The organism is Vibrio sinaloensis (assembly GCF_023195835.1).
Lineage (GTDB): Bacteria > Pseudomonadota > Gammaproteobacteria > Enterobacterales > Vibrionaceae > Vibrio > Vibrio sinaloensis_C.
Genome location: NZ_CP096199.1, coordinates 1,639,399 through 1,660,187 on the forward strand (window position 1 = coordinate 1,639,399; position 20,789 = coordinate 1,660,187).

The 20,789-nt window shown below is 48.3% G+C and carries 18 protein-coding genes; 12 read left to right on the forward strand and 6 right to left on the reverse strand.

Annotated features, from left to right (window positions below):
- Window positions 1-25 precede the first annotated feature (25 nt).
- A complete protein-coding gene (locus MTO69_RS07410) occupies window positions 26-712 on the forward strand; it encodes an oxidoreductase (RefSeq protein ID WP_432715632.1) in 687 nt (228 codons plus the stop codon).
- A 37-nt stretch (window positions 713-749) separates the two neighbouring features.
- Here the strand turns inward: MTO69_RS07410 and MTO69_RS07415 are convergent, their stop codons facing one another.
- On the reverse strand, window positions 750-1,418 hold the full coding sequence (locus MTO69_RS07415) for an outer membrane beta-barrel protein (protein ID WP_248327937.1): 669 nt from the start codon (window positions 1,416-1,418) through the stop codon (window positions 750-752).
- Window positions 1,419-1,662: 244 nt separating this feature from the next.
- Here MTO69_RS07415 and sbcB point away from each other — a divergent pair, with 244 nt between their 5' ends.
- From sbcB to cdd, 4 genes are all read left to right on the forward strand, one after another.
- A complete protein-coding gene (gene sbcB, locus MTO69_RS07420; RefSeq protein WP_248327939.1) occupies window positions 1,663-3,087 on the forward strand; it encodes an exodeoxyribonuclease I in 1,425 nt (474 codons plus the stop codon).
- A 156-nt stretch (window positions 3,088-3,243) separates the two neighbouring features.
- Window positions 3,244-3,609: a CidA/LrgA family protein gene (locus MTO69_RS07425; RefSeq protein ID WP_248327941.1), complete on the forward strand. Its 366-nt coding sequence runs from the start codon at window positions 3,244-3,246 to the stop codon at window positions 3,607-3,609.
- Complete coding sequence (locus MTO69_RS07430; protein WP_248327943.1) at window positions 3,609-4,286, forward strand: CidB/LrgB family autolysis modulator; 678 nt, start codon at window positions 3,609-3,611, stop codon at window positions 4,284-4,286. The genes MTO69_RS07425 and MTO69_RS07430 overlap by 1 nt, the downstream gene beginning before the upstream one ends.
- A 206-nt stretch (window positions 4,287-4,492) precedes the next feature.
- A complete protein-coding gene (gene cdd / locus MTO69_RS07435; RefSeq protein ID WP_248327945.1) occupies window positions 4,493-5,380 on the forward strand; it encodes a cytidine deaminase in 888 nt (295 codons plus the stop codon).
- A gap of 65 nt (window positions 5,381-5,445) precedes the next feature.
- On the opposite strand, the gene MTO69_RS07440 is transcribed toward cdd, so the two are convergent.
- Window positions 5,446-6,651 carry an HD-GYP domain-containing protein gene (locus MTO69_RS07440; protein ID WP_248327947.1) on the reverse strand — a complete coding sequence of 402 codons (1,206 nt, stop codon included), beginning with the start codon at window positions 6,649-6,651 and terminating at the stop codon, window positions 5,446-5,448.
- Between the two features lie 305 nt (window positions 6,652-6,956).
- Between MTO69_RS07440 and purT the strand changes: the two genes are divergently transcribed.
- Entirely contained in the window at window positions 6,957-8,132 is a 1,176-nt protein-coding gene (gene purT / locus MTO69_RS07445) for a formate-dependent phosphoribosylglycinamide formyltransferase (RefSeq protein WP_248327949.1), read from the forward strand.
- Between the two features lie 67 nt (window positions 8,133-8,199).
- Here the strand turns inward: purT and MTO69_RS07450 are convergent, their stop codons facing one another.
- The gene (locus MTO69_RS07450) at window positions 8,200-8,847 is read right to left on the reverse strand and encodes a thiopurine S-methyltransferase (protein WP_248327951.1); all 648 of its coding nucleotides are present in this window, start codon (window positions 8,845-8,847) and stop codon (window positions 8,200-8,202) included.
- Between the two features lie 317 nt (window positions 8,848-9,164).
- Between MTO69_RS07450 and MTO69_RS07455 the strand changes: the two genes are divergently transcribed.
- The 6 genes from MTO69_RS07455 to MTO69_RS07480 all read left to right on the forward strand — a co-directional run bounded on the left by MTO69_RS07455 (window position 9,165) and on the right by MTO69_RS07480 (window position 16,816).
- Window positions 9,165-9,938: a RelA/SpoT domain-containing protein gene (locus tag MTO69_RS07455; RefSeq protein WP_248327953.1), complete on the forward strand. Its 774-nt coding sequence runs from the start codon at window positions 9,165-9,167 to the stop codon at window positions 9,936-9,938.
- A 183-nt stretch (window positions 9,939-10,121) separates the two neighbouring features.
- Window positions 10,122-10,835, forward strand: a complete 714-nt coding sequence (gene hutC / locus MTO69_RS07460) for a histidine utilization repressor (protein ID WP_248327955.1) — start codon at window positions 10,122-10,124, stop codon at window positions 10,833-10,835.
- Window positions 10,836-11,049: 214 nt separating this feature from the next.
- Window positions 11,050-12,213, forward strand: a complete 1,164-nt coding sequence (gene hutI / locus MTO69_RS07465; protein WP_432715656.1) for an imidazolonepropionase — start codon at window positions 11,050-11,052, stop codon at window positions 12,211-12,213.
- The gene (gene hutG / locus MTO69_RS07470) at window positions 12,206-13,204 is read left to right on the forward strand and encodes a formimidoylglutamase (protein ID WP_248327959.1); all 999 of its coding nucleotides are present in this window, start codon (window positions 12,206-12,208) and stop codon (window positions 13,202-13,204) included. The genes hutI and hutG overlap by 8 nt, the downstream gene beginning before the upstream one ends.
- An 82-nt stretch (window positions 13,205-13,286) precedes the next feature.
- The gene (gene hutH / locus MTO69_RS07475; protein WP_248327961.1) at window positions 13,287-14,789 is read left to right on the forward strand and encodes a histidine ammonia-lyase; all 1,503 of its coding nucleotides are present in this window, start codon (window positions 13,287-13,289) and stop codon (window positions 14,787-14,789) included.
- 14 nt (window positions 14,790-14,803) lie between these two features.
- A complete protein-coding gene (locus MTO69_RS07480; protein ID WP_248327963.1) occupies window positions 14,804-16,816 on the forward strand; it encodes a urocanate hydratase in 2,013 nt (670 codons plus the stop codon).
- Window positions 16,817-16,903: 87 nt separating this feature from the next.
- On the opposite strand, the gene MTO69_RS07485 is transcribed toward MTO69_RS07480, so the two are convergent.
- The 3 genes from MTO69_RS07485 to MTO69_RS07495 form a co-directional block, all read right to left on the reverse strand.
- On the reverse strand, window positions 16,904-18,136 hold the full coding sequence (locus MTO69_RS07485; protein WP_248327965.1) for an ABC transporter substrate-binding protein: 1,233 nt from the start codon (window positions 18,134-18,136) through the stop codon (window positions 16,904-16,906).
- Between the two features lie 10 nt (window positions 18,137-18,146).
- Complete coding sequence (locus MTO69_RS07490; RefSeq protein ID WP_248327967.1) at window positions 18,147-20,144, reverse strand: methyl-accepting chemotaxis protein; 1,998 nt, start codon at window positions 20,142-20,144, stop codon at window positions 18,147-18,149.
- A 155-nt stretch (window positions 20,145-20,299) separates the two neighbouring features.
- A complete protein-coding gene (locus MTO69_RS07495; RefSeq protein ID WP_248327969.1) occupies window positions 20,300-20,788 on the reverse strand; it encodes a LacI family DNA-binding transcriptional regulator in 489 nt (162 codons plus the stop codon).
- Between the last annotated feature and the right edge of the window lies 1 nt (window position 20,789).

The following is a 20,789-nucleotide window of genomic DNA, read 5'->3' on the forward strand; positions in this document are numbered from 1 at the left end:
GATGATTTCCCGTAAGGACACGCCCTTGACGACTTCAAGAGATTTTTGCGTTATTGCCGCTGGTTGTACTGGCCTCATCGGAAACGAACTCATTAAACAGTTGCTTGATCAAGACCCGGTCACCCGCATCTATGCCTTAAGTCGACGCGAGCTGCCTTTTTTCCACTCTAAACTCAATGTCATCCAGCACCCTCAATTGCGAGTACAGCAGTGGCAAGAAGATGATCCTCGACCCGAATACGGGTTTATCTGCTTAGGCACCACGCTAAAACAGGCCGGATCAAAACAAGCGCTTGAGAAAGTAGACTTTGAGTTGGTGTGTGAAGTGGCCCAAGAGATGAAACTGCTGGGGGTGAAACGATTGGCGGTGGTCTCTAGTTATGGCGCTTCGACACGTTCGCTGTCGCACTACTTGCGCTGTAAAGGACGCATGGAATTGGCAATAGAACGTCTAGATTTCGAAACCGTCGTGTTTGCTCGCCCCGGTCCACTCAAAGGGCTGCGAGAAAAACCAAGACGTGATGAGAGCGTTGTCCAAGCCATTGCCACACTGTTTCGACCAATAATGATAGGGCCTTTAGCGAATCTACTCCCTATCGATGCCACAGATGTCGCGTTAGCAATGCAGTATCAGTTGTTCGGTCCCTCAAACAGATCTCACTGCGTACTCAACGCGCGTGCGATGAGGGCGCTGCTCGCTCAATACCGCTAAGCTTGGGTTGCCAACCGTCCTTGGTTTGGCAATGGAGTTAAAAATAGTAGTTGAGCCCTAGCTTGAATGTGTCGACATCAAACTCAAGTGCTTCTTTTTTGAATCCCTCGCCCTGAAAACCGTCATACTGACGTTTATAGGCCAAGTGCAAGGCATAGTTATCGTAGAAAAACCATTCACCGCCTAACTCTAACCCGTAGGTGGTCTTGTTTTTCTTTATATTATCATCAACGCGGGCAGATACAGGTGCCGATGTGAAGTCATAGTTGATGTCAGTGCGACTCTTGGTGTAGTCAAGCGACGGCTTCAAATAGAGTTCAACATCCAGCGGCAACTGATAAACGAACTTAGGGCCAATAGAAAAAGTATCGTGATCAAACTGTACTAGGTAGGATTCCAAAGCAAAACCAGTGCTACCAGTGTACTTACTCGCTGTCATCGTATCTGATGACACGCGACTATAGTTGATCTCAACAGACAACCAAGGGTAGAAACGCTTACCAAGGTTAAACGTCACACCGTCCATTTTATCGTCTAGTTGACTAGTAAATGTCACGCCAGTAAAGCGGTCATGGTTACCATGCCAGTTGATGGTTGACTTGGTGTAGTCAAACCCGGCGTACCAGCCCTGTGTCCAGTCCTGCGCCCATGCAGTCTGTGTCAGCAGCAGTGCTGGTAAGATCGCCAGCTTAATCGTTCGGTTCATTGTTACCTCTGCAATAGCTATCATCACCTTCTATAAATGACGACTTTGTTATTTAATCAACCAATGGTAACAAGGCGTATCGACATTTGTTTGTCAGCAAATTGTATGGGTTTGTCACGATGTGAATGTAAATTAGCTTAATTTCAATGGTCCCTTACTATCACTTGCTCGCCGCTATCGATTGCTATCGCTCGGCTGCAATGGTCTAATACCGCTGTCAATCTCAACCCCGGGTACCTAAATAATGCAACAAGAGCAACAACCTACGTTTTTCTTCTTTGATTACGAAACGTGGGGGATCAGTCCCGCCAAAGATCGTCCTTGCCAGTTTGCAGGCGTGCGCACCGACATGGACTTCAACATCATCGGCGAACCTCTTGTTATCTATTGCCAGCCACCGAGTGACTATTTGCCGTCACCTGAGGCCGCGCTAATCACGGGTATCACACCACAAACTGCCGAAGCGAAAGGGCTGATTGAGCCTGAGTTCATTGGCAAAATTCATGAGCAATTGGCCACCCCCAATACCATTAGTTTGGGCTACAACAGCATCCGCTTTGATGATGAAGTCACCCGTTACACCTGCTATCGCAATTTTATCGATCCCTACGCGTGGAGCTGGCAAAACGGCAACTCTCGCTGGGATTTGCTCGATGTGATGCGCGCCTGTTATGCCCTGCGCCCGGAAGGAATCAACTGGCCAGAAAATGACGAGGGTTTCATCAGTTTTAAGCTCGAACACCTGTCGGTTGCCAATGGTATCGAACACGCAAACGCCCACGATGCGATGGCGGATGTGATTGCCACTATCGAGATGGCGAAAAAAGTGAAGGCAGCGCAACCTAAGTTGTTCGATTATTTTCTGAGTATGCGTCACAAACGAAAGCTCAACGAGCTGATTGATATCGTCAACATGACCCCCTTGATGCATGTCTCCGGCATGCTCGGGCGTGAGTGTCACTACACTAGCTGGATAGTGCCGGTCGCGTGGCACCCAACCAATCAAAATGCGGTCATCTGTGTTGATTTAGCCAAAGATCCGCAAGCGCTGCTCGACCTAGATGTTGACGCCCTCACCGAGCGTTTGTACACCAAGCATACCGAACTCGGAGCCGATGAACTGCCGGTTCCGGTGAAACTGGTACACCTTAACAAGTGCCCGATTCTCGCGCCAGCCAAAACGCTAACGGCAGAGAATGCCGCCAAGATCGGCATCGATAGAGAACAGTGCTTGGCCAACCTAGCTACCCTACGCCAACACCCGCAGGTACGCGAAAAACTGATCGGTGTGTTTAGCACTGAGCGCGACTATGGACAAGACGATGATGTCGATAGTCAGCTATACAAGGGCTTTTTCTCTCCCGCCGACAAAGCGGCCATGAACATCATTCGCGATACTGATCCAAACAATCTCGCCGCCCTGGATATCACCTTCAACGATGAGCGGATTGCACCGCTCCTGTTTAGATACCGAGCGCGCAACTTTCCGTGGACACTGGATGAATCGGAGCAACAACGCTGGGCGAACCACTGCCGTGACTACTTCGAAAGTCGTATTGAAGAGTACATGTTAAATTTGGAAAACTTAGTTCACGAACATGAGAGTGACGCTGGAAAGATGGCTATTTTAAAATCCATCTACCAATATGTGCAAAAGCGAGTATCCTAAACTGTCTTAAGTCCTGCACCCTACAAAGTGTCCACCCTGCCACAAACGAATAATAACTCGGCGGTTGGAAGTGAGTTATACCATTAAGCCTCGATAAAGAGTTGAGGCATAAGCCCTTGACGCGTTTAAGGGCGAGAAGTTGGACGACGATAGATTATGCTAAAAACCGTGCTTCAGTACCTCGTATCGATGGCACTGATTCTGTTATGCCTTATCGCTGGCATCAATATTCAACAATTAATCAATACCTCTATTCCTGGCAGCATTATCGGCATGCTGATTCTGTTTAGCTTGATGGCTAGCGGCTTAGTGCGTTCAGACTGGGTGCGCCCGAGCGCGTCCCTGTTTATCCGCTATATGGTGCTACTGTTTGTTCCTATCAGTGTCGGATTAATGGAACATTTTGACATGCTGCTGGCCAATGCTTGGCCTATTCTCATGAGCGCGGTGGGAGGGACGTTAATTGTGCTGGTTCTACTTGGCCTAATGTTGGATCGCACGTTGAAAGGGGGACAAAAGTAATGTGGATTTTTGTCACTATCGCGGTGTTTTTCGCAGCACGCTGGCTGTGCCAACAGTTCAAAAGCCCGTTCATGAACCCTCTGCTAATTAGTCTGGCGGTAATTATACCGTTACTCACCTATTTGAAAGTCCCGTTCGAGCGCTACTATGCCGAGAATGATTGGCTTAACTATCTGCTGCAACCTGCTGTGGTGGCGCTGGCTTACCCTCTTTATGAACAGCTGCCACAAATCCGTGCCAACTGGCGAATCATTATGCTCGCCTGTGGTGTCGGCAGCATCATGTCGATGCTCAGCGCCAGTTTAATCGCTGTCTATATGCAGGCCGATATGGCGCTGATCGCCAGCTTACTTGGTAAGTCGGTGACCACCCCCATTGCGATGGAAGTCTCAAGTCATTTGGGCGGTGAGCCCGCAATTGCAGCGATTTTGGTACTCATTGTGGGTCTTTTCGGTGCGATTATGGCTTACCCTATCTATAATCTGTTGAATATTACTCACCCCATCGCTCGGGGGCTGACGATGGGAACCGTATCTCACGCACTGGGCACGGCAACATGCGCGGAAAAGAATGCCCAAGACGCGGCGTTTAGCTCACTAGCACTGGTAGTATGTGGTGTGATTACTTCTATTTTAGCGCCCTCTTTCTTCGCCATTGCAGTTTGGCTCTCTCATTGAGCCTCGACCGAGAGTTGCGACTGCAATCGTTATCATGTGTGAGCTCACTCTAATTATGTAACACTAATATTAGTTACACCAAACTATGTGATATAGATCGCTTCTTTAATTTCTCCTTTACATAAAATGAAATACCAGTATCGGAGTTTAAAGCGGACAAAAACGATTAAACTCAAGATATCAACGTATTGATTAAAGGATTCACTATGAGAAGCCGAATTGAGCAGGCGCTAGCCGATGTGCCGAAAAATGTCGCTGACTTTTTATCCCCTATCGTACTCGCTGACGATTTTGACGCGACCCTATCTCCAGAGCAATTCGAGCAATTACTTGCGATTTCAGGATTGAAAGACGACGAGCTGCGCGTGGCATTGTTGCCGTTTGCTGCTGCATACTCCTACGCTCCTCTATCAAATTTCTATGTTGGCGCCATTGTGCGCGGACTGTCGGGACGACTTTACTTTGGCGCCAATGTGGAGTTTTCGGGCGTTCAGTTGGGCCAAACTGTCCACGCTGAGCAGTCGGCGATCAGCCACGCTTGGATGAAAGGCGAACAAGGTGTGGCAGATATTACTATTAACTTCAGTCCTTGCGGTCACTGCCGACAATTTATGAATGAGCTGTCAACGGCAGACAAGTTGGAAATCCAATTACCTCAGCGTGACAGCAAGCAGTTGCAAGAGTATCTTCCTGAATCGTTTGGTCCGGCGGATCTCGGTATCAAGTCAGGACTCATGGTTAATGTGGATCACGGTAAAACCAGTGATGACCAAGACCCGTTAGTTCAACTTGCGATTGCTGCCTTAAACCGCAGCCATGCGCCTTACACCCACAATCTCAGTGGTGTGGCGTTGAAAATGGCCAATGGCAAGGTGTATCAAGGTGCGTATGCTGAAAATGCCGCCTTCAACCCAAGCTTACCGCCATTACAAGTTGCTCTGATCCAGTTGCTACTCGATAGACAGCAACTCAGCGACATCGAATCAGCAGCATTGGTTGAGGTTAGCGAGGGTACCATTAGTCACCTCGCCAACACACAATCGACCCTGGAAGCGATCAACCCTGACATTCCGATGTCCTACCTAGAGATCTAATCGACACCCAGCAAAAAGGCGCAAATATGCGCCTTTTTCTTTATCGAGAATTTATATTCTAGAGGCTATGCTGCAAAAAACGGCTTGGCGTCTACTTCAAACTGAGTCGGAGCGATGCCTTTGCTGATACTAACAGCGGCATTTTTTAAGTCGACAAACGCCACATCAATAAAGCGACGAAACTTGCGTGAGTAGAAGCACTTCACTTGAGGTTTAAGCGGATCCTTGCCGTTCGATGTCCAAACAATGCCCACCCTGCCATCGCTTAACTCCACCAGAGCACCCACCGGAAAAATGCCGATGCAGTTAATAAACTTGTATACCAATGCTTTGTCGAGATGGTTGGGAGTTAAGCTGAGTAAAATTTTAAACGCTTCTGCAGAGCTCATTCCTTGCTTGTAGCAGCGGTCAGCCGTTAGCGCATCATAGATATCGACAATACAGCTCATGCGGCCATGCAGTGGAATTTGATCTGCTTTGAGACCGTTTGGATAGCCGGTTCCATCCAGCTTTTCGTGATGCATTAAGCACACATCCCGACTGACGTCACTCAAACCTCGAATCGGCTTGATGATCTCTTTGGCGAACACTTGATGGAGCTTCATGTGCTCAAACTCTTCCGCGGTTAATCGAGCAGGTTTGTGCAACACTTTGTCATCTACTTTGGTTTTACCCACGTCGTGGATAATGCCGCCAATCGCCATCTGCTTGAGTGTCTCTTTGGGCAAATTAAGGTGTTTACCAAAGGTCACCAACAGTGTGGCAACATTGACGGAATGTTCGAGCAGATACTCATCCTTGTTCCTCAGCGCCGACACGCACTGCATCGCATCTGAGTCGAGCAGCACAGATTCAATTAGGTCATCGGCGACAGCATCAAGCTCACCAATATCCATTGGCTTGCCATCAAAAGTTTGACTGAGTAGCTTGTGTGCCAATCCCTTGGCCTGCTTGATAATACTCTCGGCTTTCTTCTGCTGCGCGTAACGGCTAATTTTCTGCTTTTTCAGCGGCTCAGTGGGAGCGCTATCTGCAACGGGCTCACTGACTTGCGGCACCGGTTTGAACACCACGCCTTTCACCGACAAATCCTTGTCTACCCACGCGTACTTAATGCCATTTTTGATCAGTTGCTGCACCGCCGATTTGGACGGGACACGTCCTGCGTTGGCTAAATTTACGCGTTGACTATCTTCAATCGCGGTGACAAACATGCCAACGGCGAGAGTTTCTATTGGAATTTTGATCGAGTTATTTGGGTCGAACTGCATTGATACGACGGTCTTAAAATTGTCTATGTAACTACTGCCATGAGTATAGCGACAAACTGGAGCAAAATTGTGATTTGCATCGCCTCGTGTTGCACTCCACTGCTGATAAGATCCTAAATATGAGACCTAGACAACCTATTCCCTCAGCTTATAAAAGGGCTTTTGGTCTAGTGAATACGCATCTAATCTCATTAAATCCTTCTACATCTCCCTCTCGCCGCAATTAAAAGCAAACGTTTGCTTTTTTCTGCATAATCCGTATTATTCACCGCAGTTTTATCTCCTTTCGCTTACTAAGGTTAACTATGTTCGGGACAGCAACAGCACAAGGTGCAACACGAGTTTTATTATTGGGTTCAGGTGAGCTAGGCAAAGAGGTCGCCATTGAATGTCAGCGCCTGGGTTTAGAGGTCATCGCTTGTGATCGCTACGAAAACGCACCCGCGATGCAAGTTGCTCATCGCAGTTACACCTTAGATATGCTCGATGGAGAGGCGCTGCAGGCGATCATAGAACAAGAGAAGCCGCACTACGTCGTCCCAGAGATTGAGGCGATCGCGACGGATAAGTTAGTTGAGTTGGAAGCGCAAGGTTTAAACGTGGTGCCGAGTGCAAAAGCAACCAAGTTAACCATGAACCGTGAAGGTATTCGTCGCCTAGCAGCAGAACAACTTGAACTGAACACATCTCCGTACCGCTTTGCTGATACCTATCAAGAGTTCAGTGCCGCTGTGGAAGCGGTGGGTCTGCCTTGTGTTTGTAAACCAGTGATGAGCTCCTCAGGTAAAGGTCAGAGCATCATCAAATCCGCACAAGATGTGGAGCAAGCTTGGCAATATGCACAGCAAGGCGGACGCACAGGCGAAGGCCGGGTGATCGTTGAAGGCTTTATCGATTTCGACTACGAAATCACTTTGCTGACTGTGCGCGCTGTGGATGGGGTGCATTTCTGTGCGCCGATTGGCCATCGCCAAGAAGACGGCGATTATCGCGAATCTTGGCAGCCTCAAGCGATGTCAGAAGCCGCGCTCGAAGCCGCACAGCAAGCAGCGCAGCAAGTGGTTAATGCGCTGGGTGGTTATGGCATCTTTGGCGTAGAACTGTTTGTGAAAGGCGATCAAGTGATCTTTAACGAGGTCTCCCCTCGTCCACATGATACCGGCCTAGTCACCTTAATGTCTCAAGACAACTCAGAGTTCGCACTGCATGTTCGCGCCTTTACAGGACTGCCGATTAATCACATTGCTCAACATGGTCCAAGCGCCTCTGCTGTTATCCTTGGCCAAGGCCGCTCCAACAATATTCAGTTTGAGGGCATCGGTCAGGCACTCTCTATAGCCAACACGCAACTGCGTCTTTTTGGTAAGCCTGATATTGATGGACGTCGCCGCCTAGGCGTTGCCATCACACGCCGTGACACGGTAGAGCAAGCCGTAGAAGATGCAGTGACGAGCGCCGCAGCGGTCAAAGTGATCTACTGATCTGTGCCAAACACCATGAATAAAGGCTTGGTCAACAACCAAGCCTTTCTGTTTCGTCAGGAAATGCTCATTTTTCTATCAGATACACTTCTTCAGCAAAGCGTGATAACCCCTTTTGCGCAATTTTAGGATGATCAGGACCGGCCTCATCGCGATGTAACTTGGTCACCTTATACTGTGCGTACAACTCGCGGATCTCTTGCTCTGGTACCGAAAACGGTGGTCCTGCCATCTCACTTTGATCATAGTCGAGTGACACCAGTAGCACTCGCCCACCCGGGTTAAGCAGCGACTGAATTCTATGCACATACTCGACCCGCATTTCTGCAGGGAGCGCTATCATTGACGCTCGGTCATAAACAACATCAACAGGTTTAATCGGCGCAGTAAAGAAATCACCCGTATAAATAGAGAGTTCGTCAAACTGAAACAGCTCATGTTGACCATTTATCGGTATCACCATCGGGGTATAAAAGTGCTCAGCAAAGAAAGCTCTAACCGCGATATTGCTTAGTTCAACACCTTGTACATCACCGTGCTTACTAGCCAGCCAGACTAAGTCTTCTGACTTACCACATAAAGGAACAAACACTTTATCTTCATAGTTTGGTTGCGTGTGTGGCCAAAACTCAATCAACAGTGGATTCACGTCTTCTAGGTGAAAACCAATTTGATTGGAGGCCCATTTACCGTGCCAAAACTCTGGATCTTTCATTACGCTTCTCTAAAAACTGACGGATAGCGCTATAGATTAGCGGAAAGTATTTTGTGTTGGTATCCCTCTCTCCAACGTCATTCAGATTAGGTTCATTTTTTTCGGCTATATTAACCATCACTCACAACTAAGGAACCAAATCTCGTCTCATGACTCTAACCAATGAAAACGAGAAATGGCTCAAACTTTTCAACTATATCGGGTTATTAGGATTGGGATTGCTGACTCTGCCCCCACCTAATAATTAGAGATGATTAGCGCTAGTGGACACCTTTTACGTCACCGTTTAGCCCAGCCTAACCATCTAAGGAGAGTGCATGAGTTTGTTCTTGCGTACTACGGCATTAATGCTTCTGATGCTCAGCCGAGCACCCGCTTTTGCCGCTATACCCACACCGCCTGCGAATGAGGAAAACCGCGCCACCAATCAAAACGAGGTCTGCTCGAAAGCCTTCAAACATAACCTCAGTGGGTTGTATGGTATTCAGTCCATCGACACCAGACCGCTGCAACCTTACACGGACTTCGACATCCTTTACAGCAAGGCTCACCAAGCCCAAGCGGAACTAGAAACCCTGTGCTCTAGTACCGCGCTACTCACATCAACCGACGCCTACTTTGCCGGAGTCAAATCTTCCCAGCGTGCCAAAGAAAAAATCGCTCTCGAACTCGACGGTCAAGTCGAACGCATTACTGACCTTGCCCGCGCGACGCTTGTGGCTAACGATATTGAAAGTCTGATGGCGGCTTACGAGGTGCTCAACCGTGAAACCACGGTAGTCAAAGTCAAGAACCGCTTCAAAAAGCCTGCCGAATCCGGCTACCGTGACTTAAACCTGTTGGTGCAATTACCAAAGACAGGCCTTATTGCTGAAGTGCAGCTTCATCTGCAAGCGATCGCTGAAGTAAAAAGTGGTCCAGAACATGACATCTACGAGAGAGTGCAAAAGATTGAGCGTCAAGCGGCGCTTGAACATCGACCATTGAACGCGTTCGAGACAGCGCAAGTGCGCACCATGCGCCTTCAATCAAAATCGCTCTATCAACAGGCTTGGCAACCGTACATTACCACTCACTTAAGCGCTGCTTAGGTAACCTTAGCGCCCGCTTAGCGACTCATTTCATTACCCACAAAAAAGCCGATAGCTCAATGCTGTCGGCTTTGTCCTCCACCTACCGGTGGAGAAAAACATCGCAATTTAGAGGTCAACAGTTGCAATATGAGCAGAAATAGTTAAACATTTGTATAGTCAATTTATAGACAAATATGAAATATGAGTGATTCTCCCCTTTATCTGCAGATAAAACGCTACATTGTGGACCAAATAGACAGTGGACACTGGCCCGTTGGGCACAGGATCACCACTGAACTGGCGTTAACCGAACAGTTTAATGTCAGCCGAATGACAGTTAATAAAGCGATACGAGATCTGGTCTCTGAGGGTCGCCTGTTGCGTCGTCCTCGCCTCGGTACCTTTGTCTGTGCGCCCGATGACAAGGCAGAGTCGCCGCTGTTAGACATTCGCAATATCGCCAGTGAAGTCGCTCAGCGCGGTAAAACCTACAGCAGTAAGGTCATCAAGCAAATTGCCCTTAATGCAGATGACTCGGTAGCGATGAAACTCGGCGTCATGCTAGGCAGCCAAATTTTCTATAGTGAAATCATACACTTTGAAGACAAATCCCCAATTCAACTTGAGATGCGCTGGGTCAACGCCAACTATGCGCCCAACTATCTGGAGCAAGACTTCTCTGAAATCACACCTAACCAATATCTTTCGGAAAACTGCCCATTGAGCGCCATTGAACATACGGTAGAGGCGATTGTCGCTAGCGATGCAGTGCGCAGTGCACTGCGCTTAGCCGTCAACGAGCCTTGCTTACTACTCAATCGTCGTACTTGGAGTGAAGATAAACTGGTCAGCACCGCGCTGCTCTATCATCCTGGCACTCGCTATAAGCTCAGCTCCAAAGTACTCCTCGACTAGGACAGTTGAATCAGGCTGCCATAAGTGCACTGGCTGGTACATTGTACCTCTAGTGCCCGTATAGCCCGACAAAAGTTTCATTGATCACATTTTAGCAACATCAATCTTGTACAAATCGTTTATCTGAACTCATAATTGTATATACATTTAATTTTGAGCAAGTGTTATGAGTGCGATTTGCGATCATGTTTTGACCAACGCCAAAGTGGTCACCATGCAACCAGGCGAGGCTGGTTATACCGTTTCACAGCCGTGCAATATCGGCATCCGTGAAGGCGTTATTACTGAGATAAGCGCCAAGGCTATCGAGGCCCATCAGCAGTTTGACTGTCAAGGCAAGTTAGTGACCCCAGGCTTTATTGATTGTCACACTCATCTAATTTTTGCCGGTAGTCGCGCCGACGAGTTTGAAAAGCGCTTACAGGGGGTGCCCTATCAAGAGATCGCCAAACAAGGCGGTGGCATTCTGTCGACAGTGCGTGCCACTCGTCTCGCCAGTGAGCAGCAGCTAACAGAGTCAGCTTTGCCAAGGCTCGATGGTTTAATCCGCACAGGCGTGACCTCCGTTGAGGTGAAATCTGGCTATGGTTTGACCTTGAACGACGAGATTAAGATGCTACGCGCCGCCAAAGCGCTAGAAGCGCACCGAAAAATTCGCGTCACCACCACTTTGCTCGCCGCACATGCACTGCCTCCGGAGTTTGCTGGGCGAGCCGACGACTATATCGCGCACGTTTGTGAAACCATCATTCCTATGGTCGCCGAAGAAAACTTAGCCACCAGCGTCGATGTTTTTTGTGAGTCGATTGGCTTTAACCTAGAGCAAACAGAACGAGTGTTCGAAGCAGCCAAGCAGCATGGATTGCAAATCAAAGGTCACACTGAGCAACTGTCAAATTTGGGCGGCAGCGCCCTTACGGCTCGCTATGCAGGGTTGTCCGCTGACCACATTGAATACTTAGACGAAGCTGGCGTGAAGGCGATGGCCCGCGCAAACACAGTGGCGACTTTGCTTCCAGGCGCGTTTTACTTCTTAAAAGAGACCCAACGCCCGCCGATCGAGCTGCTACGACAGCACAAAGTCCCGATGGCGATTGCAACCGATCTCAACCCTGGCACCTCACCTTTCGCTGATTTGACTATGATGATGAATATGGCTTGTACACTTTTCGGTCTCACGCCGGAAGAGTCGCTACGCGGCGTCACCTGTCATGCTGCGCAAGCCCTAGGCTATGGCAACACGAGAGGCCAAGTACAAGCAGGGTTTGATGCTGACTTAGCCATCTGGGATGTAACCCACCCGGCCGAGTTTAGCTATTTTCAAGGCGCGCCAAGACTTGCAACGCGCTTAGTCGCAGGAGAGTTCGACCATGTCTAATTCGCTGATTACCAATCAAGACTTTCATTGGCAAGGCCGCCACGATGCAGAAGACGGAGCGCTTGGCAAACGGGTGCACCATGTGGTCAGAAAGATGCAGGTAGAAGAGCTACAGCCGCACAATGACGCGGTCAGCTTGTTGGGTTTTTGTAGTGATGCAGGGGTCGCTCGCAACAAAGGTCGTATCGGCGCCAAACGGGCGCCCGATTTGATTCGCCGTGCTCTGGCTAATATGGCATGGCACAACACCAGCCATTTAATTGATCTTGGCAATGTCATTTGCGATGACGATTTGCTCGAGCAGAGCCAAACGCAGTGCGCCAACGTTATCGCGGCCGCACTGCGCTCTACGCCAGTGATCACGCTTGGTGGTGGCCACGAAGTCGCATGGGCTTCTTTTTTAGGGCTCGCTCAATACTTTGAGTATCTCAACCCAGTCAATCCGCCTAAGATCGGGATTATCAACTTTGACGCCCATTTTGATTTACGTGCCTTTGAAAGTCATCACACCGACGTCAAACCCAGCTCTGGCACCCCGTTCAACCAAATTCAACACTACTGTGCAAAACGTGACTGGCCATTTCATTATGCTTGCTTGGGCGTGAGTCGTGCGAGCAATACTGAGGCTCTATTCAAACGCGCAGATGAGCTGGGGGTTTGGTACGTGGAAGATCACGAATTAAACCACCACAATCACATTTATCACCTGACTCAGCTACAGCATTTTATTGATAACTGTGACTACATCTATCTCACTATCGATTTAGATGTATTTCCGGCGGCCACCGCTCCTGGCGTCAGCGCCCCCGCCGCTCGTGGGGTCAGCATGGAAATGCTCGCACCGTTTTTACAACGCATTCTGCATTACAAACAAAAGCTGGTGATTGCTGATATCGCCGAATACAACCCGACTTACGATGTCGACAGCCAGACGGCTCGCCTCGCAGCCAGGTTGTGTTGGGATATCGCCAACGCTTTCTCACAAGAATAACAAAACAGACACAGTGGCTTAATAGGCGCACAACCGCGCCCTAGCCCTCTGTTTGCTGTCATAACCTAGTTAGGAGAACAAAATGACGTTTAGATACGGTGTTGATCGTTTAGATCTTGATATTGTAAACGGCATCGCGAATGGACACATTGAAGCAAAACTTTGCTCTGAAGCCATAGCAATAATTAATGTCAGCCGTGCCAATGTCGATAAGATGGCCAGCTCAGATAAAGCTGTGTATGGCATTAATACCGGTTTTGGGCCGCTGTGCGACACGCAAATATCACCCGAAGAAACGCATTTATTACAAAAGAATCTGCTTATTACCCATGCGGTTGGTGTCGGCAACCCGATCGACAAAGCGATTTCTAAGTTGATGCTCATCACCAAAGTTCACGCCCTTAGCCAAGGTTTCTCAGGTATCCGTTTGGAAGTGGTCGAACGAATGCTGACGTTCCTCAAACTGGACCTGATTCCAGTGGTACCGGAGCAGGGCTCCGTCGGCGCGTCAGGCGATTTAGCCCCTCTATCACACCTGTTTTTGCCACTGATTGGCGAAGGTGAATTCTGGCAGGATAACCAAACCGTGCCAGCCAAGACTTTACTAGAGGCTCATGGGTTAGAGCCACTGGAGCTACATGCAAAAGAAGGCTTGGCGTTAATTAATGGGACTCAGTTTATTCTATCCCATGCCATTACTGCACTTACTAAAATGCGTTACCTGCTTGATCTTGCCGATGTTGCTGGTGCGATGAGCCTTGAAGGTATGCAAGGTAGTGAGTCTCCGTTCAGAGACGAGTTACACCAAACGCGTGCTTTTGTTGGCAACTTAGAAGTTGCGGCGCGCATGAGAAGATTGCTCAAAGACTCTCAGAACATGGCATCTCACAATAACTGTGGTCGTGTGCAAGACCCGTATTCACTGCGTTGTATTCCCCAAGTTCACGGTGCGTCTCGTAATGCTTACTACCACTTAAAAGAGATGGTTGAAATCGAGATGAACTCAGTGACCGATAACCCGATTGTTATCAGTAGCGAAGAGGCGATTTCAGGCGGTAGCTTCCATGGCCAACCATTAGCTATGGTTCTCGATTATGCGGCGATCGCGGCTGCCGAACTAGGCAATATAGCGGACCGTCGTTGTTACCTTCTCTTAGAAGGATTGCATGGCTTGCCACGCCTACTGACTGTCGCGGGCGGCCTCAATTCAGGCATGATGATCCCGCAATATGCCACAGCAGCGCTCGTCACAGAAAACAAATCACTCTGCTTCCCACCTTCGGCGGATAGCGTGCCTACCTCAATGGGCCAAGAAGATCATGTGTCGATGGGCAGTATTTCAGGTCGAAAACTCAATCAAATCCTAGGCAACTTGGACAAAATTTTTGCCATTGAGCTTATGTACGCCGCACAAGCACTGGAATTTAGAAGACCTAACCGTTGCTCTGATCTTATTGAGCAAAACTTCGAATTGATCCGCTCTAAAGTCGCCAAACTCGAAGAAGATAGATTACTAAAACCAGATATCGACGCGATGGTGGAACTAGTGAAATCCCAAGCTTTCACTGTGAGTTTTGACGCTTAATTTTGGAGAAAACGATGACTGTTGAACTTAACTTTCAAGAACAAATTAGACAGGGCATTCCTGATCAACTGCCACCGGCAAAACCTTACCCAGTGAACGTTAACCGTGCGCCAAAGCGTAAAGATATTCTCAGTAAAGAAGAGAAGCAACTCGCGATTCGCAATGCCCTTAGATACTTTCCAAAAGCCTGGCATCAAGAGCTGGCACAGGAATTTGCGCAAGAGCTTAATGACTTTGGCCGCATATACATGTATCGCTTTAAGCCGAATTACTTAATGAAAGCACGCGCAATCACCGACTATCCAGCAAAGTGCCAGCAAGCTGCCGCTATTATGTTGATGATTGACAACAACCTTGATCCAGCCGTTGCCCAGCACCCTGAAGAACTGATCACTTATGGTGGCAATGGCGCGGTTTTTCAAAACTGGGCACAATACCTGTTGGCAATGAAATACCTCAGTGAGATGGAGAGCGATCAAACCTTGCACCTCTACTCAGGGCATCCGATGGGGCTTTTCCCTTCTTCGCCAGAAGCGCCTCGGGTTGTGGTGACCAATGGCATGATGATCCCGAACTATTCTAAGCCAGACGATTGGGAAAAATTCAATGCGTTAGGCGTGACTCAATATGGTCAAATGACCGCAGGTTCATTTATGTACATCGGCCCACAAGGCATTGTGCATGGCACCACGATCACCGTGATGAACGCCTTCCGTAAGGTGCTTAAACCGGGCGAACAAGCCAAAGGCAAAATCTTCTTGACCGCTGGTTTAGGGGGCATGAGCGGCGCCCAACCCAAAGCAGGTAACATTGCCAATTGTATTACCGTCTGCGCCGAAGTTAACCCTAATGCCGCGACTAAGCGTCATCAGCAAGGTTGGGTGGATGAGCTGATAGACAATATGCCGGAGCTGATTGAGCGCGTGAAAGTCGCACAAGCCAATGAAGAGGTGGTCTCTATTGCCTACATTGGTAATGTGGTTGAGGTTTGGGAGTCGTTCTTAGAAGAAGAGATTTTTGTTCATTTAGGCTCAGACCAAACGTCACTGCATAACCCTTGGTCTGGCGGCTACTACCCTGTCGATATCAGCTACGAAGAGTCTAATCGATTGATTCGAGAAGCGCCGGACGTATTCAAAGAAAAAGTGCAAGCGACATTAAGACGCCATGCTGCTGCCGTCAACAAGCATAGTGAGAAAGGAACCTACTTCTTTGACTATGGTAATGCCTTCCTATTAGAAGCCTCACGTGCAGGCGCGGATGTTATGGCAGAAAACGGCATTGATTTTAAATACCCTTCATACGTGCAGGATATCTTGGGGCCGATGTGCTTTGACTATGGTTTTGGTCCATTCCGCTGGGTTTGTACTTCGGGTAAACCGGAAGACCTCGACAAAACAGATGAAATTGCTGCGCAAGTCTTAAACAAGATCATGCAAAGCTCCCCTGCTGAGATTCAGCAACAGATGCAAGACAACATTACTTGGATCAATGATGCGAAAGCCAACAAGTTGGTCGTAGGCTCTCAAGCAAGAATACTGTACGCCGATGCACAAGGTAGAATGGAGATCGCCAAAGCCTTTAACGACGCGATTCAACGCGGAGAAATTGGCCCTGTTGTGTTAGGACGCGATCACCATGATGTCAGTGGCACCGACTCTCCATTTAGAGAGACGTCAAATATCTATGACGGCAGTCGCTTTACTGCTGACATGGCGATTCACAATGTGATTGGTGACAGCTTCCGCGGTGCGACTTGGGTATCCATCCATAATGGTGGTGGCGTAGGCTGGGGCGAAGTCATCAACGGTGGCTTCGGTATGCTGCTCGATGGCAGCAGTGATGCCGAGCGCAAACTTCAATCCATGCTGCTATTCGATGTCAACAACGGCATCGCCAGACGTAGCTGGGCTCGCAATGAAGAGGCTAACTTCGCCATCAAGCGAGAAATGGAGCGCACACCTAAGCTAAAAGTCACCCTAGCGAATCTGGTTGACGATCAAGTTATTGACGACTTAGCGATCTAGGCTTAGAGCTTCTCTGAACGAGAAAAGTCTAACACTCACCCAAAAGGCATCCGAGGATGCCTTTTTTATTGAGTAATGACTCACACGTTACTTTAAGAAAGCAATGGAGTCCGCAAGTACCCTAGATGCCTCTTGAGCGCTCATATTAGAGTCCATAAACTCACCGACCACCAAGTAAATGGCACTTTGAACTTCACTCGATACCATGTGACCATGGGCGATGCTACCTACCATAGAGTCTTGTCTGACCGCTTGTTTTAAGTCTGCCATCGACTTTTTCGCACACGCGTCAAACCCTTCATCACTCACTTCTAAGTTCGGTGGTACAGAGCCTTTTACTTGATTGAACTTGGCTTGAAACCCTGGGTCCATCACCGCTTTTGCCATACTGTCTTGAGCGCTTTTCTTTTCTGAAGAGACGTCAAACATGCCAAATTGGTCTGAGTTGAACACGAACGTCCCTTCCGTACCTGGATACTGGAAACACAAGAAATCTTGGTTCGGCACTTTGCCATTATTAATGAACTCGCCTTTAGCCCAATCGCCCATGATTTGCATCGCGGCATCACCATTCATCACCATAGCAGTGGCTTTATTCCAATCTCGCCCTGGGTAATCAGCGTCTACGTATGCTCGATATTCACGCAGTTGTTCAAAAGCGCGTGCCATTGTGGCGCTATTTAAGCTGTTGTAATCAAGATCACCAAAAGCTTTGCGATAGAAATTTAAGCCACCAGCACTGACGACCGCACTGTCGAAAATCGTCACCTCTTGCCAAGTTTGACCACCACCTGCGAAGGCAACATAGCCAAAGGCATCAATTAGTCTGGCGGCCGCCATCAACTCTTCGAAGGTTTTTGGAACCTCAATATCTAGCTCATCAAATATCTGCTTGTTGGCCCAAATCCAGTTGGTTCTGTGCACACCAACGGGGGATGCGACCCATTGTCCCTCATACTTAGAGAATCTTTGCAGCGCCGGAGGCACAATTTGATCCCAGTTACCCTGCTGCGCGACTCTGTTGATGTTAGCCATAACCCCTTCAGAGGCCCACTCCGTCAGCTTGGTTCCGCCCATTTGCACCGCGGTTGGTGGATTGCCAAATGCCGCTCTCACCCTGAGATAGTTCTGAGCGTTGGCCCCAGCAGCCCCAGCAATTTTTAGGTCATTCCATTCAATACCCTGTTCAAGCAGGTTGTCCTTCAACACTTCTACTGCCGCAGCTTCACCGCCAGAAGACCAACCATGCAGTACTTCAACAGAAGAGTTAGCGTATGCAAATCCAGAACATAGACATAATGTGAGTGCGAGTTTCTTCATTGTCTTTCCCCTACATCTTGAACTGTTCTGTGATTTTCGCTTGCTGATCTGAAAGCGACATTAAGTCTGCAAAGGTTTGTCGATTACCTCGCGATAGCTGGTGTATCTCCTCTGCTGCATCTGAAATCGAAACCACATTTTCTGTGATCTCTTTGGAAACATGCGACTGCTCTTGCGCTGCTGAAGCGATTTGTTCACTCATATTGGCAACAGAATCGATCGCCGTTGAGATTTCAAATAACGAACTCGCGGCTTGCTGTGAGTTATCCACCACCTGCTTAGCGGTTTCGCTGTTTTTGTGCATAATATCAACCGACGATACAGAAATTTTCTGTAACGATTGAATCATACGATAGATTTCTTCGGTGGAGTTTTGCGTCTTACTGGCGAGGTTCCTTACCTCATCCGCGACCACTGCAAACCCTCGACCTTGTTCTCCTGCGCGAGCCGCTTCAATCGCCGCATTCAGTGCGAGTAGATTGGTTTGTTCGGCGATACCAGTAATCACCTCCAATATTCCCTCAATGTTTTCTGACTCTTGCTTCATCTTACCAATGGTTTCAGCCGCAGATTTGATGTCTGAATCGAGTTCATTGATCGAGTTAATCGACATGTCCATCTTGGACTTACCCGTCGAAGCCAGCTCTCGAATCGCTAACACTTGACCAAGCGAAGATTCTGCGTTTCTCGCCACTTCATACACCGCCGATTCCATCTCGGTGACCGCTGTCGCCACTGAACTAGTTTGAAATTTTTGATTTTCCAACATTTCTTCAGATTTCACCGTAACGTCGAGTGCACCTTGAGTTGAATGAGAGAGGGTACTTGAGCTCTCCTTCAGTTGAGAGAGCACACCACCCAGTTTGTCGGCCAGCTCGTTGATGCCACCAGCGATCTCGCCAAACTCGTCCTTTTTCTTTAGATCAATATGCTGGTCTAGATGGCCATCACTGAGCGCAGACAGAGCATTGGTGATACTTTTTAGCGGCGTTCTAATGCTGCGGATTTGGGTCAGTACAATCAGTACGCTGACCACAATCGCAACAATAAACAATATCGATGTCATCAGGATATTCGACTCTGCAGCGCTCTCGACTTGTTGGTTCGTCGTTGCCACAAGTGCATCGATAGACTGAGATAGCTCATCAAGTGTATCTGCACCGCTATTCACCAGTGAACCCATGTCAGCAAGGTTGCGGTTAATCTGTTCACCTAGTGACACAAGCTTGATTTGAAGCGATAGGTAGCCACGTTCATCATTGACCGAATAGTTAAGAAAATCGACGAAGGGCTTAAGCTTTTCTGCTGAATCAGGTGCCATACCCGCCAGTTTGTCGATACGTGATACGGTCTTGAGCGCACTTTGAGATAGCTTTTGCTTAATGTTGTTTAAAAGCGCCAAGTTTTCGATGTTACTGACACCACCAAGCGTGGTTTGCGCCAGAGTAAGGCTGTCTGCAATAACGGAAACCGCAAAGTTTTCGACTAAACCAAGTTTGGTTGCGAGCAATACCGCAGCATCTCGCTCGTCAGCAAAAGTAATCCATCTTGCGGTGTAGTTTTGTATCTCAGCACGTGAAACGTCTTTAGTTCTCACCAACTCATTTTGCGCGGCAATCTGCTGCTGACCTAATAAAAAAGCTTGAGAAAAGGTTTGATCAGCTCGCTGCAAAAGACCTGTTAACTCTGCTCGCCCAGAAAGTGATTTGCTTAGTTCTGTGCGCAGTTCAGTGTATTGTTTAACGGCCGCATCAAATTCTTGCTCTAGTGCACGTCTCTGCGACGTATCGAGTGCACTGGCGTGCTGACTCACCGCCTTATTCACGTTTTGCGCGATGATTGCTAGTTGGAAGCTGCGCTCCATAATAGGAATCAGCGTTTCCGCGGTATCCTTGTAGGCACTTGAAGACTGTTTCTGAGCATAAAATCCCATGCCCGCGAGTAGTGTCATCAAGACAACAACAATACTAAAACCCAATATGGTGCGACTAATGACAGTTAAATTCAATGTTAGCCCCTTATGTGGAGTCGTAGGCAACTAAGACACACCCAACTCCGCTTATTGTTGTAGGAAAAGGCAACCATAAGAAGCCTCTTTTGTTTACGTTTTGAATCGTTCGATTAAATGGTAGTTGATAATGACAGGAAAACTAGCGTCGCTACTTATCCTCCTTGTTCGACGCCATAGATAGCGGCTTCTACCTTTGCCATGATTTGTTTATCCACTTTTGCATACTGCACATGAACAGCGTCGAATTGGTCAAGCGTTTCCTGGCATTGGCCATACATGATTGCGATGTCAACTTGACTTAGCATCTCGCTAAACAACGCTTGGGCGCGTCCCTTTGACGAGTCACTGCAACTGATTAACAAACGAAAGTCTATCTCGCGACAAAGCTTCTCAATTTTTGTCAGAAACTGCACCGTATTGGACTCTTGAAGGTTTGGTAACACAACGCCAATCAATCGACTGCTCCCTTCACGCAGTGCTTTAGCAGCCATGTGTGGTGAGTAGTCATGCTGCTCGGCTAGTGCCAATACTTTGTTCTGGGTGGATAAACTAATTCGATATTGGTCACCTTTGCCGCTCAATATGTAACTCACCGTCGTTTTGGACACACCAGCTAACTTAGCGAGGTCACTTAATCTCATA

What these genes read in the sequence shown, in the direction of transcription:
- MTO69_RS07495 (WP_248327969.1), bottom strand. Translation starts at nt 20,788, where the DNA reads ATGAGATTAAGTGACCTCGCTAAGTTAGCTGGTGTGTCCAAAACGACG.
- MTO69_RS07425 (WP_248327941.1), top strand. Translation starts at nt 3,244, where the DNA reads ATGCTAAAAACCGTGCTTCAGTACCTCGTATCGATGGCACTGATTCTG.
- hutC (WP_248327955.1), top strand. Translation starts at nt 10,122, where the DNA reads ATGAGTGATTCTCCCCTTTATCTGCAGATAAAACGCTACATTGTGGAC.
- cdd (WP_248327945.1), top strand. Translation starts at nt 4,493, where the DNA reads ATGAGAAGCCGAATTGAGCAGGCGCTAGCCGATGTGCCGAAAAATGTC.
- hutI (WP_432715656.1), top strand. Translation starts at nt 11,050, where the DNA reads ATGCAACCAGGCGAGGCTGGTTATACCGTTTCACAGCCGTGCAATATC.
- MTO69_RS07440 (WP_248327947.1), bottom strand. Translation starts at nt 6,651, where the DNA reads ATGCAGTTCGACCCAAATAACTCGATCAAAATTCCAATAGAAACTCTC.
- hutH (WP_248327961.1), top strand. Translation starts at nt 13,287, where the DNA reads ATGACGTTTAGATACGGTGTTGATCGTTTAGATCTTGATATTGTAAAC.
- MTO69_RS07480 (WP_248327963.1), top strand. Translation starts at nt 14,804, where the DNA reads ATGACTGTTGAACTTAACTTTCAAGAACAAATTAGACAGGGCATTCCT.
- purT (WP_248327949.1), top strand. Translation starts at nt 6,957, where the DNA reads ATGTTCGGGACAGCAACAGCACAAGGTGCAACACGAGTTTTATTATTG.
- MTO69_RS07430 (WP_248327943.1), top strand. Translation starts at nt 3,609, where the DNA reads ATGTGGATTTTTGTCACTATCGCGGTGTTTTTCGCAGCACGCTGGCTG.
- MTO69_RS07455 (WP_248327953.1), top strand. Translation starts at nt 9,165, where the DNA reads ATGAGTTTGTTCTTGCGTACTACGGCATTAATGCTTCTGATGCTCAGC.
- MTO69_RS07485 (WP_248327965.1), bottom strand. Translation starts at nt 18,136, where the DNA reads ATGAAGAAACTCGCACTCACATTATGTCTATGTTCTGGATTTGCATAC.
- MTO69_RS07415 (WP_248327937.1), bottom strand. Translation starts at nt 1,418, where the DNA reads ATGAACCGAACGATTAAGCTGGCGATCTTACCAGCACTGCTGCTGACA.
- sbcB (WP_248327939.1), top strand. Translation starts at nt 1,663, where the DNA reads ATGCAACAAGAGCAACAACCTACGTTTTTCTTCTTTGATTACGAAACG.
- hutG (WP_248327959.1), top strand. Translation starts at nt 12,206, where the DNA reads ATGTCTAATTCGCTGATTACCAATCAAGACTTTCATTGGCAAGGCCGC.
- MTO69_RS07450 (WP_248327951.1), bottom strand. Translation starts at nt 8,847, where the DNA reads ATGAAAGATCCAGAGTTTTGGCACGGTAAATGGGCCTCCAATCAAATT.